The organism is Priestia koreensis, from assembly GCF_022646885.1.
GTDB lineage: Bacteria > Bacillota > Bacilli > Bacillales > Bacillaceae_H > Bacillus_AG > Bacillus_AG koreensis_A.
The window spans coordinates 1,366,320-1,379,253 of record NZ_CP061868.1 but is presented as its reverse complement, the minus strand read 5'-3'; the positions used below and the strand labels follow the sequence as shown (position 1 = coordinate 1,379,253).

Annotated in this window: 10 protein-coding genes and 1 pseudogene; 1 reads left to right on the top strand and 10 read right to left on the bottom strand. The window is 41.7% G+C overall.

Annotation, left to right across the window (positions count from 1 at the left end; genetic code table 11):
- Positions 1-109: 109 nt before the first annotated feature.
- The 5 genes and pseudogenes from IE339_RS06775 to IE339_RS06755 all read right to left on the bottom strand — a co-directional run bounded on the left by IE339_RS06775 (position 110) and on the right by IE339_RS06755 (position 6,385).
- Positions 110-544 carry a BrxA/BrxB family bacilliredoxin gene (locus IE339_RS06775; RefSeq protein ID WP_242175089.1) on the bottom strand — a complete coding sequence of 145 codons (435 nt, stop codon included), beginning with the start codon at positions 542-544 and terminating at the stop codon, positions 110-112.
- Positions 545-705: 161 nt separating this feature from the next.
- Positions 706-2,303 (bottom strand): annotated as a pseudogene (ilvD, locus tag IE339_RS06770) (dihydroxy-acid dehydratase).
- Positions 2,304-2,601: 298 nt separating this feature from the next.
- Positions 2,602-3,726 (bottom strand): conserved virulence factor C family protein, encoded by a 1,125-nt coding sequence (locus IE339_RS06765; RefSeq protein WP_242175088.1) that lies wholly within the window; start codon positions 3,724-3,726, stop codon positions 2,602-2,604.
- A gap of 119 nt (positions 3,727-3,845) precedes the next feature.
- On the bottom strand, positions 3,846-5,738 hold the full coding sequence (locus tag IE339_RS06760; RefSeq protein WP_242175087.1) for an ABC-F family ATP-binding cassette domain-containing protein: 1,893 nt from the start codon (positions 5,736-5,738) through the stop codon (positions 3,846-3,848).
- Entirely contained in the window at positions 5,735-6,385 is a 651-nt protein-coding gene (locus tag IE339_RS06755; protein WP_242175086.1) for an HD domain-containing protein, read from the bottom strand. The genes IE339_RS06760 and IE339_RS06755 overlap by 4 nt, the downstream gene beginning before the upstream one ends.
- Before the next feature lie 177 nt (positions 6,386-6,562).
- On the opposite strand from IE339_RS06755, the gene IE339_RS06750 reads away from it, so the two are divergent.
- Entirely contained in the window at positions 6,563-7,369 is an 807-nt protein-coding gene (locus IE339_RS06750; protein ID WP_242175085.1) for a M48 family metallopeptidase, read from the top strand.
- Between the two features lie 51 nt (positions 7,370-7,420).
- Here IE339_RS06750 and IE339_RS06745 read toward each other — a convergent pair whose 3' ends face one another.
- From IE339_RS06745 to IE339_RS06725, 5 genes are all read right to left on the bottom strand, one after another.
- On the bottom strand, positions 7,421-7,825 hold the full coding sequence (locus tag IE339_RS06745; RefSeq protein WP_242175084.1) for a chemotaxis protein CheW: 405 nt from the start codon (positions 7,823-7,825) through the stop codon (positions 7,421-7,423).
- Positions 7,826-7,837: 12 nt separating this feature from the next.
- A complete protein-coding gene (locus IE339_RS06740) occupies positions 7,838-9,550 on the bottom strand; it encodes a methyl-accepting chemotaxis protein (RefSeq protein WP_242175082.1) in 1,713 nt (570 codons plus the stop codon).
- A 130-nt stretch (positions 9,551-9,680) separates the two neighbouring features.
- On the bottom strand, positions 9,681-10,163 hold the full coding sequence (locus IE339_RS06735) for a glutathione peroxidase (protein ID WP_242175079.1): 483 nt from the start codon (positions 10,161-10,163) through the stop codon (positions 9,681-9,683).
- A 74-nt stretch (positions 10,164-10,237) separates the two neighbouring features.
- Positions 10,238-10,756: a hypothetical protein gene (locus tag IE339_RS06730; RefSeq protein ID WP_242175078.1), complete on the bottom strand. Its 519-nt coding sequence runs from the start codon at positions 10,754-10,756 to the stop codon at positions 10,238-10,240.
- A gap of 188 nt (positions 10,757-10,944) precedes the next feature.
- A complete protein-coding gene (locus IE339_RS06725; protein WP_242175077.1) occupies positions 10,945-12,633 on the bottom strand; it encodes a formate--tetrahydrofolate ligase in 1,689 nt (562 codons plus the stop codon).
- Positions 12,634-12,934 lie beyond the last annotated feature (301 nt).

Here is a 12,934-nt window from a genome sequence, read left to right as displayed (position 1 = left end):
CCTGCTTCCGTTAAAAAAGGATGTCATAATGACATCCTTTTCTCTTTACAAAAGTATATGCGTAACTCTTTTTAATATCTACCTATATGCTGTGTCAGAAATTCGACAATTAGCAGTGCTTATCAAGTGCTTGCACGATGTTTTCAAAAATCGCTTCAAGCGGCTGTCCTTCAATATCATGACGAGGAATAAAGTGAAGCACTTCTTTTCCTTTTAAAAGAGCCATGGATGGAGAAGACGGTTCAATTCCATCAAAGTATTCGCGCATTTTTGCCGTTGCCTCTTTATCTTGACCAGCAAAAACCGTTACGATATGGTCAGGCTTTTTCTCACTGTGCAATACTGCCTGAGTAGCAGCAGGTCGTGCTAATCCAGCCGCACATCCGCATACGGAATTGACAACAACAAACGTTGTTCCTTCCACTTTTTCCATAAATTCCTCTACTGCGTTTTCATCACGTAATTCTGCAAATCCTGCATTTGTTAACTCTGTGCGCATTGGTTGAACCAATTGACGCATATATTCTTCATAAGCCATTGACATGGTGAATTACCTCCTCACGTTCCTTTAACGCTTACAGCATACTACAAATGCAGGCTATAGCGCAATGAAATGAACCGTAATTTCCCATCGTTAGACGGAATTTATAAAGGAGGCGATCTCACTCAAAAAAAAGAACTCCTTAAACAAGGAGTCCTTTTCGTTTATTTTTTGACCGGCACTTTTTGCTCAGCTTCTTCAAAAAGGTCTGTTACAGCCCCTTTTGATGAACATGATACGAGGCGTGCATATTTACCAAGAACGCCCTTATTGTGAAGCGGCGGTGCAACCCAATCTTCACGACGACGTTCTAACTCATCAGCGCCCACATTCATCGTAATCTCCTGGGTAACCGAATCAATGGTCACTTCGTCCCCTGTTTGAAGAAGAGCAATTGGCCCCCCAACCTGTGCTTCAGGTGCGATGTGTCCTACAACAAGTCCATGTGTTCCACCTGAAAAACGACCGTCTGTTAGAAGCGCAACAGATTCTCCAAGCCCTTTCCCGACAAGAATGGCAGATAGTGAGAGCATTTCAGGCATACCAGGACCACCTTTTGGACCTTCATAGCGAATAACTAGCACATCACCGTCTACGATTTCGTTGTTCATCACGGCCTGTGTTGCTTCTTCCTCGGTATCAAACACTTTTGCAGGCCCCCGTATGACGAGTACTTCACACCCGATACTTTTGCAAGTGCCCCGCTTGGTGCTAGGTTTCCTTTTAAAATAACAAGTGGTCCCGCTTCGCGAAGTGGTTTTGATACGGGCTGGATGATATCTTGGCCCTCTTTTAAAGAAGGTGCATCAGCTAAGTTTTCTGCGACCGTTTTTCCTGTTACCGTTAAACAATCACCGTGCAAGTATCCTTCTTCAAGCAATAGTTTCATAACGGCAGGAATTCCACCAATTTCATGTAAGTCCTCCATTACGTACTTCCCGCTCGGTTTTAAATCAGCTAAGTGAGGCACTTTCTTTTGAATACGATCGAAATCATCTAAATCTAGATCTACTTCTACTGAATGTGCAATGGCTAATAAATGAAGAACGGCATTTGTGGAACCTCCAAGCGCCATAACGACCGTAATCGCATTTTCAAATGCTTTTTTCGTCATGATGTCTTTTGGATAGATTCCTTTTTCAAGCAAATGATACGCTGCTTGTCCAGCTTTGTAGCAATCATCTAGCTTATTCGGTGATTCCGCTGGATTAGATGAACTTCCAGGTAAACTCATTCCTAATGCTTCAATAGCCGATGCCATCGTATTTGCCGTGTACATTCCACCGCACGACCCAGCCCCGGGACACGCGTGACACTCGATATCATTTAATTCTTCACGCGTGATTTTTCCTGCATTGTATTGTCCTACTCCTTCAAATACGGATACGATGTCTAACTTTTTGCCGTTATGGTATCCAGGTGAAATCGTTCCGCCGTACACAAACAACGCTGGTACTTCAGAGCGCGCAATGGCAATCATACAGCCAGGCATATTTTTATCACAGCCTCCAACCGCTACGTAGGCGTCAAGATTTTCAGCGCCCACTACGGTTTCAATTGAGTCAGCAATAACGTCACGGCTTGGAAGAGAGTAGCGCATTCCATCTGTTCCCATTGAAATCCCATCTGACACGGTAATCGTATTAAAAATAAGTGGTGCACCACCGGCCTCACTTACACCTTTTTTTGCTTTTATCGCTAATTGATCAATATGTATATTACAAGGAGTAACTTCACTCCACGTTCCTGCAATTCCAATCATCGGTTTTTTAAAATCTTCATCTTTAAACCCAACTGCTCTGAGCATGGCACGGTTCGGTGCTCGTCTTGCATCTTCACTGATTGCCTTACTACGAATTCTAAGATCTTTGCTCATTATTAGTTCCTCCCTAACCTCAAATAAATGAAATATTCTCTATATTTAAAACAATATAGACCTTTTTCTTTACTTTTTCAACCTTATTATCAGAATTTTTTAATCTTTTTATTTATTCTGACCATTTGGTAGCGCTTTCTTTTAAAACAAAAGAAAAGAAGGCCTTATAAGCCTTCTTTCATTGTTATTTTCTACTTTCGGTCATCTGTTTCCAAACGGATCCTTTTGCTTCTTCTCCGCCTTCGATACGCTCAATGGCCATTTTAATTTGCATGCTTACTTCAAACTCGGCATCATTTTCCGCAGCCTTAAGCGCTGGAAGGGAAGCGTCATCTCCCACTTCATATAAAAACATCGCCGCACGCCAGCGTACAAGTTTGTTTTTATCCTGTAACGCTTCACACATAGCAGGAGCTGCTTCTTCAAAACCTAGGTCTGATAAGCAATCACCCGCAGTACGACGTACCGTTACAGACTTGTCCTTAAGCGCTTCGTAAAGATACGGAAGCACCGCTTTATCTTCAATCATGCCAAGATAAACAGTAGCTAAACGACGAATAGATGGCTTCTCATCGTGTAAGGCTTTCTCTAAAACAGGAAGATCCTCTTCTGTCGGATTCATTTGTTCTAGATGTGCGTAGCGCTTTTGCCAATCTTCTTCGTTTAACATGTCAGTCGTTACTTTATAGCTTGAACGAGGCTGAACAGTAACCGTTCCTTCCTTTTCATCCTTCGCCGCTTTGACAAGACGATGTAATCGCTCTTCTGGGTAAGCTGCTGAGATTTCCTCGACTACTTCTTGACCAATTTCTTCAAGCTCACCGTAGCGAACCCCTTGCTCTTTCCACTTACGTTCTAATACGACGTTATCTGCGTAGCGTTGAACTTCCGCAACGGCTAGCTGAAAGCGTTCTGGAAGACCAAAGCGTTTTTCATTATGATCGTCCGCTAACTTTACTTGCATCGGAACATTTTTAAAGACTTGAATGGACACTTTCACTTCACCAAAGTGATCGTTTGGTTGCTGCGCTTGTTCCTCATTTTCTTCTACTGATTCACCGAATGCGGCACGCACAAGTGGAAGAAGCTGTTGCCAATCGTATCTTGCATTTCTCTCTACGGCTAAGAAGTCTGCGACATGATAGACGCCTTTCACTCCTTCGACATTCATAATTTCTTGAATTACTGCGGGTGCTTCCTGCACGTTGTCTTTGTTGTAATTGTTGCTTTTCCCACCAGGTAAAACTTCGTCTAAACTAATCTTCATCGTGTTTGGACTTGGGGTAGGTTCGATTGATTTAATTCTCATGTTTAACCGCTCCTTTAATACAAATTCCTATCTTGAATTGTAGCATACACGAAAGTCTACCGTCTAATATGCTGAACCCTCTAAAAAAAGCGTGTCGCCTTTGGCGACACGCTTTTTTATTACGATCCTTGTAGTTCTTCCACAAGTTCTGAAAGCTCTGCCCAACGATCCATTAGTCGGTTTAGTTCGGCATTTGCTTCCTCTTGAGCAACAGACAGCTGATGCGCTTTTTCATAGTTGCTTCCTGCCTGCTCAATTTCAGCCGTTAATCGTTCAACTTCTTCCTCAGCTTCTGCAATTCGATCCTCAATCTCTTCCCACTCTTTTTGTTCCTTGTAGGATAAGCGGCGCTTTTTCGTTTTTTCAGGCTGTGACTTTTCCACTTTTTCTTTTTTCACCACAGGTTCTTTTTGCTTCGTTTCTTCTTTTTCAAGGTACTCTGTGTAAGCACCGAAATATGTTTCAATTTCTCCCTGACCTTTAAACACGAATAGATAATCAGCCACTTTATCTAAGAAATAGCGGTCATGCGAAACCGTGATTACGACACCCGGAAACTCTTCTAAATAGTCTTCTAGAATCGTTAGCGTTTGCGTATCTAAATCATTGGTCGGCTCATCTAGTAAAAGGACATTTGGTTCCGTCATTAGCAGCTTCAATAAGTAGAGACGTCGACGTTCCCCACCCGATAATTTACGAATTGGGGTGCCGTGTGTATGAGACGGGAATAAAAAGCGCTCAAGCATTTGCGAAGCAGACAGCGTTTTTCCGTCACTCGCATGAATCACCTCTGCTGACTCTTTTACATAGTCGATCATGCGCTGATTAAGATCCATGTCGTCATTTTCCTGCGTATAATAAGCGATCTTCACCGTTTGACCACGGTCGATTTCCCCTGCATCTGGTTCAATTCGTCCTGCAATCATATTCAACAGTGTCGATTTTCCACTTCCGTTTTGTCCCGTAATCCCTAAACGATCTCGTTTTTGGATGATATGCGTCAAATCTCTGACAAGCGTCTTATCTTCGTATGACTTTGATACAGCGCTTAGTTCAAATACTTTCTTTCCAAGGCGACTTCCCGAGAGGCTCATGTCTAACTTTTCGCTCTCAGGACCTCCCAATTTCCCTTCAAGATCTTCGAAGCGCTGAATTCTCGCTTTTTGCTTTGTCGTTCTTGCTTTTGCTCCGCGACGAATCCATGCCAGTTCATTTCGGTACAAGTTTTGAAGCTTCGCCTGTGTAGCGCGCTCATTTTCCTCACGAATCGCTTTTCCTTCTAGAAAAGCCGCGTAGTTGCCTTCGTACGCATAGATGTGACCACCTTCAAGTTCAAACATACGGTTTGTAATGGCGTCTAAGAAATAACGATCATGCGTTACAAGTAAAAGGGATCCTTGATAGCGTGAGAGGTACTCCTCAAGCCATTTGATCGTTTGATAATCAAGGTGGTTGGTCGGCTCATCCAAAATCAATAAATCAGGTGTTTCGATAAGGCATTGTGCCAGCGCCACTCTTTTTTTCTGTCCGCCTGACATTTCACCCATTTTGGCATCCATTTTTGTGATGCCGAGCTTGTTTAAAATGGCCTGCGCATTTGAATTGGCATCCCATGCATTCATCGCATCCATGCGCTGTTGCAGACGAAACACGTCTTGCTGATAGCTTTCGTTCATTGAATCCTGCTGCAATCGATAAAGTGCGAGCTCATATTCCTTTAAAAGCTGTAGAAGAGGCGTGTCACCGCTAAAGATTTGCTCTAGAACTGTCCAATCTGGATTGAACTCAGGATGCTGTGCTAGATAGCTGATGTGATAGTCTTTTGGGTGCGTAATCTCACCGTTGTCCGATACGTCTAGACCGGCAATAATTTTTAGTAGGGTGGATTTCCCTGTTCCGTTCACACCAATTAACCCAATTCGCTCATTTTCTGAGATCGTAAATGACAGGTGATCAAATAATTCTTTTTCTCCGTAGGATTTTGTTAATCCCTCAACCGCTAATATTTTCATGCTAAACCATTCCATTCTTTCAAAAATTGTTGTAAAAATTGCTCCATAAACGCATGACGTTCTTCTGCTAGTTCTCTCCCTTTATCTGTGTTCATTAAATCTTTGAGCTTCAGAAGCTTTTCATAAAAATGATGAATTGGGGTCGACTCGTTTTTACGATACTCTTCTGCGGTCATATGATCACGAACCGCTAATTCCTCATCGTACATTCGGTGTCCCTTTGACCCTCCATATGTAAACGTTCTGGCTACGCCAATTGCTCCAATCGCATCTAAACGATCCGCATCCTGAACGATATGACCTTCCATTGTCTTAAGAGGCGGTTGCTGACCTCCTTTAAATGATATTCCTCGAAGGATCGTGATGACGTGCTCGGTTTGCTCCGTCGTAATCGCAAACTGTTCCAATAGAGCTCTTACATCTCGGTAAGCCTGCTCCACATCTAAAAAGAGCTTTTCGTCTACCGCGTCATGAAGGAGAGCCGCTAGTTCAATTACGAGTACATCTACTTCTACGTCTTTTGCGATTAGCAGCGCATTTCGGTGCACGCGCTGAATATGATCCCAGTCGTGGCCGCTGTAATCATGAGCCAATTTCTCCTTTACCCAACCCTTTGTTTGCTCAATAATCTCTACTCTTTGATTCATCGTTTTCCTCTATTCCTATGCTATTTTTAATCGAGCTTTTTATTCACCTATTGTAACACTAAACGCTTTTCAGAACGAGCCGTTCACTTCTCATAAAAAAAGACGTTTCACAACATCCAAAAAAAGGAATTGTCTTTTTAGACTAAATACCTTTGTACATTTTTAGGAGGAATGCACATGCACCGTCAGCTTGTTCATGATAAGGAAAAAATCTACTTTATTCTATGTTTAATTGTAAGTATCATTATCTATTTCCTACTCATCTTTAGCATTGTTGGCATTATCGTTCTAATCTTGGGACTATTTGTTTCATGGTGGACACACGGACTAATTATGGGATCAATCCGACGAAACGGCGTTCGACTTACCGAAAAACAGTATCCTGACATTCATAAAAAAGCCGCTAAGATGATCGAAGAAATGGATTTAATCCGCCTTCCCCACATATTTATCGTTCAGTCTGAGGGCGCGCTTAATGCGTTCGCGACTCGTTTTTTCGGACGAAACTTTGTTGTTCTCTACTCAAATATTGTGGAAATAGCCGCTGAAGGCCATGATGAGGAGCTACAGTTTGTCATCGCCCACGAGCTTGCTCATATTAAACAAAATCACATCATCAAAAACATACTTATTTTACCTGCCATGTGGGTTCCTTATTTAGGAAGTGCTTATTCGAGAGCTTGTGAGTATACGTGTGACCGCATGGCTAGTGCTTATATTAAAAATGAGCAGGCAGCTGTTCATGCACTAGGAGTGTTAGCTGTAGGTACCCCGCTATCTATAAACTTAAATGTAAAAGAATACATTGCAACTAGTATGAGAGAAACGGGCCTTTTCGTATGGATGAGTGAAAAACTATCTACCCATCCTCCTCTTCCTAAACGAATTAAGGCTGTGCAAAACTTCTATACGTATCCAGAATCGTATGGAGTTCCTGCTTCCTTTCTTCACTCAACTCAGCAAACCATCTCCCTTGATAAATAACGAAGGAAAACGCCCTTACCCAGCGGATAAGACGATGAGTAAGGGCGTTTCTTATGATAAAATCGCTTTGTTAATAATAGAAGGGACATCCAATAAAATAATCATTCGCTCGCCAAGCTTAACGGTTTCCATCTCTTGAATTTTCTGTACGTTCGTTGGTTCAATGGTTACCACATCTGTTGCCTCATCGACGATCACTCCAATGACCTTATGATGATATTCAATCACCACAATACGCTGCTCCTGCTCTTCCTTATCATGACGCTCTCCGAAATAGTTTGCTAGAGACATAATGGGAATGACTTCCCCACGTACTTGCATCATCCCTTTTAAAAGTCCTTCAGGTCCTGGAAATCTCCGATAGTGCTGCATCCGTTCAATCGAGATAACGTAGTCAATCTGAATGGCAAACTCTTCTTCTCCAACCTTTACGATGACAGACTTATTTACCAACACGTTTTATCCCCCTCACACCGTAAATTTTCCAACAAGCGTTTGCAAATCTTCTGCCATTCTGGATAAATGCGCTGATGCGGAAGAAAGTTCTTCAATTGCGACGAGCTGTTGTTGAGTAGAAGCTGCTACACTTTCTGAATTTCGAGCCGTTTGATTCGCGATGGCGCTAATTTCTCCTACCGCTGCATTTAGCTCCTCACTAACAGCGGAAATCTCCTCTGACGTCGCAGACACGTCTTGAACTTGGTGAGCTACACTTTCCGATTGCTCGAGAATATGCCCAAACACACTGCCTACTTGTCCAATGATCTCCGTTCCAGATTTTGATTCTTCTTTTACTCTTCTCATTGATTCGACGGATTTAACGGAATCTTTCTGAATTCCTTTGATTAGATCGGTAATTTCTCTTGAAGAGCTCGCTGACTGCTCCGCCAATTTGCGTACTTCATCCGCAACAACTGCAAATCCTTTTCCTTGCTCGCCGGCTCTTGCGGCTTCGATGGCAGCATTGAGAGCTAATAGATTCGTTTGTGAAGCAATATCCGTTATGACACTCACAATACGCTCGATGTTTTTTGCTCGGTCATCTAGTAACTGAATGACCTGAGCGGTTTCTTCTACGGAATCTTGAATATTTTCCATTTGTGAAATGGCTTTCTGTACAAACGCATTTCCTTGCTGCGCCCCTTCAGCAGCTTTTAAAGCGAGATCAGCTACTTCTGTGGAGCTACTCGCAATACGCTGAATGCCAATGCTCACTTCCTCTGTTCCTTTTGCCCCCTCTTCTGCCTGCTTCCCTTGCTCTGCTGCTCCCCTTGCAACTTGTTGTACATCACTTGCTACTTGATCTGCAGACTCTTTTGACTGCTCCCCGATCGCTGTAAGCTCCTCAGAATTAGCAGCCAGTGACACAGCATTACTTTGAATATCTTTAATTGTACGACGAAGCCCTGTAATCATATTGTTAAACGAAGACGTAAGCTGTCCAAGTTCATCTTTTGACTGATAATCACCGTGTACCGTTAGATCCCCATCTTCTGCATGCTTCATTAAATCTTTCATCGCGGCTACTGGTCGAGTAATCGTACGCGTCACATACATCGCGAGAAGGATGAAAATAATGATGGCTCCTGCTGTAATTCCAAGAGTAATCCACACGGCTTTTTGGAAACTTGCTTTAGACTGGTCATTCAATGCTTTAGCACTATTGGCATTTAAGTCTACTAATTCATCTAAAGTGGTACTTACCTTGTTAAATTTTCCACTTACATTTTTTACATAATATTGATATGCTTCTTCATTTTTATTGGCATTTGCCAGATCTAGCGCTACTTTTCGAGCATCTCGATAGGTTGCAAATTGTTTTTGTAACAAATTAAATTTTTGTTTCTCCGTTTTTCCCATATGCGTATTTGCATACAGCTTTAAAAATCGATCATTCTTTTTCTTATTGTCAGCAATTTGCTGATTATATTGCTTCATCGAATTTTGATCCTCTGTTAACATATTTTTCAATCCAGCCGACTCGCTAGCTTGAATGTTGTAACGAATTTTATTCATTAGATCTACTGATACAAGGCGGTTTGAATACATGACGTCTGAATTATTCGCCATTTGACTCATGTAATTATAGGATATGCCGCTTACCGTTAAAATGAATAATACCGCCACAGCAACGAGGCTAAAAATTTTCTTGCCAAATGATAGATTAACAAACCAGTTCATATTCTCACCCTTTTTTACTAGTTTGTTTTATAGTATGAGGTTTAAGTAGGACTGGCTGTAGGAAATTCAACTATTTATTTGCACCAAAAAACGACTAGGAGTACATTCTCCTAGTCGTTTTATAAAAAGCTTATTTTGCCAGCAATTCTTCAATGTCCTTTTTGATATCTGCTGGAGATGTTTGAGGAGCATATCGCTTCACAACATCTCCTTCTTTCGTTACAAGGAACTTCGTGAAATTCCATTTAATTGCTTTTGATCCTAACAGACCAGGCGCCTTTTCGCTCAAGTATGTAAACAATGGGTGTGCATTGTTTCCTTTCACGTCTACTTTCGCAAACATTGGGAAGGTAACGCCGTAATTTAGCTCACAAAATTGCTCAATGTCCACTTCACTTCCAGGCTCTTGACCACCAAACTGATTACATGGGAAACCAAGGATATCTAATCCCTGTTCCTTGTACTCCTCATAAACAGCCTGTAACTCTTTGTACTGTGGGGTAAATCCACATTTACTTGCCGTATTTACAATGAGGAGCACCTTTCCTTTATACTTCTCTAACGATACGTCCTCACCTTGAATCGTTTTAGCTGAAAATTCATATACACTCATGCAAACGCCTCCTTTTTTCTCATTGTAAGAGGTTTTCGTTCAAATACCAACTAAAAAAGCTCAGGAAAGACGATTTAAGGATAAATCGCTCCTAGCTTTTCTAGGGTCTTTAACATGTAATCAATCATCTGGATTAAATCATCCACCTGATCTTCATAGATGAAGCGATTAAACGCCACGGTCACTTTATTTTCATAATGATTGCTACCGTATATGTATGAAATCTTTTGTTCGATTGGATAATCGCCACCCCAAAGGTCGACCATCGTGTTCTGAATTTCTGCACACATCTCATCGGAAAACGGTTTGGCATCCTGCAAAGTGAAATGCACTTCCACTCGGCATGCAGGACGTTCTTTACGCTGTTTTCGCGTTGAAAGTTCTGCATAAATGTTATCAAGGTCTGTTGTTAGCTTCATAGTCGCTGTTACCGTTGAACGTCTTTGAAAAGAAATACAGTACAACCTCGAAAATTGGGCCAGGTCTACCAAGTCTTCTCGATTCACCACAGAAATAATGCCCTCTAAGTCTAAGTCGTAGATCTCACCTTCAACCACGACTTTTAAGTTATCAAATACAATGGGATCAAACATACTGGGCCCTCCTTTCTGTTCCTCTTTTGCTAATAGTTTATCCTATTTTTCATGGTGCTGTCTCATTTAAACAACGCTCCGATATGCATCATATCTTTTAAGTGTAGACGGTTTATTCTGTTCTTAATCATCATATGACAAAAGAAGCGCGAAATCGCGCTTCTTTCCGATCATTCATTTCAGTTCGCTTAAAAAATACCTACTGCTTTACCATCTTCATCAATGTCCATTTTTAATGCAGCTGGTTGTTTTGGCAATCCTGGCATCGTCATAATACTTCCCGTTAATGCCACTAAGAAACCTGCCCCAATAGAAGGTCGGAATTCACGAATAGAAATGGTGAATCCTGACGGTCTACCTAGCTTTGTTTGATCATCACTTAGTGAATATTGTGTTTTAGCCATACAGATCGGCAGGTTATTCCACCCGTTTTGTTCAAACTGCTTCATTTGTTTTTGTGCCTTGGCAGAAAACTCGACTCCGTCTGCTCCATATACCACCTTAGCAATCGTTTCAACTTTAGATGCAATGGAATCACTCACATCATACAGCGGTGCAAACTTGTTTGTTTCTTTTTCCATGACGTCTAGAACCGTTTTTGCGAGCTCTAATCCACCTTCGCCACCTTTTTCCCATACTTCGGTGAGCGCAACCGGAATTCCTTGTTCCTGACACCATGCCAGCAATGCCTCTACTTCAGCATCTGTATCTGTAATAAAGCGATTAATTGCTACCACGTATGGAACACCGAATGCTTCAATCGTTTCCGTATGCTTCTTCAAGTTTTCGATTCCACCCATTAGCGCTTGAACATTTTCTTCTTTTAACTGATCTTTTGCTACTCCACCGTGCATTTTTAAAGCACGAATCGTTGCTACGACAACGACAGCTTCCGGGGTAAAATCAGCCATTCTTGCTTTAATGTTCAAGAATTTTTCAGCACCTAAATCAGCACCAAATCCAGCCTCTGTTACGACATAATCCCCAAGTTTAGCAGCCATCTTTGTCGCAATCACGCTGTTACAACCGTGTGCAATATTCGCAAACGGCCCGCCGTGGATAATGGCTGGCGTATGTTCAAGTGTTTGCACAAGGTTCGGTTTGATCGCATCTTTTAAAAGAAGCGTAAGTGCACCTTCTGCTCCTAAATCTTGCACCGTTACGGGCTCATTATCCATGTTGTAGCCCACAACAATTCGTGCGAGACGACGTTTTAAATCTTGCGTATCCGTCGCTAAACAGAAAATCGCCATGATTTCCGATGCAACCGTAATATCAAATCCGTCTTCTCTTGGAACACCTTGTGTTGGTCCACCTAAACCAACTACTACTTGACGAAGAGCACGATCATTCATATCAAGCACGCGTTTCCACGTAATTTTACGTGTGTCAATGCGCAGTGCGTTGCCCTGGTGAATATGATTATCAAGAAGTGCTGCTAGCGCGTTGTTCGCAGTCGTAATTGCGTGAAGATCCCCAGTGAAATGCAAATTGATATCTTCCATTGGAATAACCTGCGAATATCCGCCGCCTGCTGCTCCACCTTTAATTCCCATCACAGGACCTAGTGATGGTTCACGCATCGCAATAATCGCTTTTTTGTCCAAACGATTTAACGCTTGACCAAGTCCAACCGTTACCGTCGATTTTCCCTCTCCTGCTGGTGTAGGATTAATCGCCGTCACTAGAATTACTTTTCCATCCTCTTTCGTATGTAAACGATCCATGATCTCAAGAGAGAGCTTAGCTTTGTAGTGCCCATAAGGCTCTAATTCATGCTCTTGAATATCAAGCTGCGTCGCTATGTCCTTAATCGGCTTCATTTTGGCTTCTTGTGCAATCTCTAAATCACTTTTGACTTTTGAAGTTAAATCCATAAAAAAAACCTCATTTCTATCTCATTTATTGTTCACTGCCATTTTAACATCTTTTTTATAAAATACGAATGATTAAAAAAATTTTAGCTGAAATGTTCACATTTATGAAAATCATCCTTTTCACCTATTTTTCCCTCAGCGTGTTCTTCTATCCGATTGTTTTCTGTAGTTTGCTGAATGGTTGAAACAAAAAACAGTATGATAAATATTGTCCATCCCTTAAAAATTAACTTGATCATTAACTCTATCCACGGAAACATCAAGGTTGATAAATTATCTGTATATTCATATAATACAGATA

Coding starts and splice junctions, on each gene's coding strand:
- IE339_RS06765 (WP_242175088.1), bottom strand. CDS start 3,726: ATGAGAATTAAATCAATCGAACCTACCCCAAGTCCAAACACGATGAAG.
- IE339_RS06730 (WP_242175078.1), bottom strand. CDS start 10,756: ATGTTTGATCCCATTGTATTTGATAACTTAAAAGTCGTGGTTGAAGGT.
- IE339_RS06735 (WP_242175079.1), bottom strand. CDS start 10,163: ATGAGTGTATATGAATTTTCAGCTAAAACGATTCAAGGTGAGGACGTA.
- IE339_RS06750 (WP_242175085.1), top strand. CDS start 6,563: ATGCACCGTCAGCTTGTTCATGATAAGGAAAAAATCTACTTTATTCTA.
- IE339_RS06755 (WP_242175086.1), bottom strand. CDS start 6,385: ATGAATCAAAGAGTAGAGATTATTGAGCAAACAAAGGGTTGGGTAAAG.
- IE339_RS06760 (WP_242175087.1), bottom strand. CDS start 5,738: ATGAAAATATTAGCGGTTGAGGGATTAACAAAATCCTACGGAGAAAAA.
- IE339_RS06740 (WP_242175082.1), bottom strand. CDS start 9,550: ATGAACTGGTTTGTTAATCTATCATTTGGCAAGAAAATTTTTAGCCTC.
- IE339_RS06775 (WP_242175089.1), bottom strand. CDS start 544: ATGTCAATGGCTTATGAAGAATATATGCGTCAATTGGTTCAACCAATG.
- IE339_RS06725 (WP_242175077.1), bottom strand. CDS start 12,633: ATGGATTTAACTTCAAAAGTCAAAAGTGATTTAGAGATTGCACAAGAA.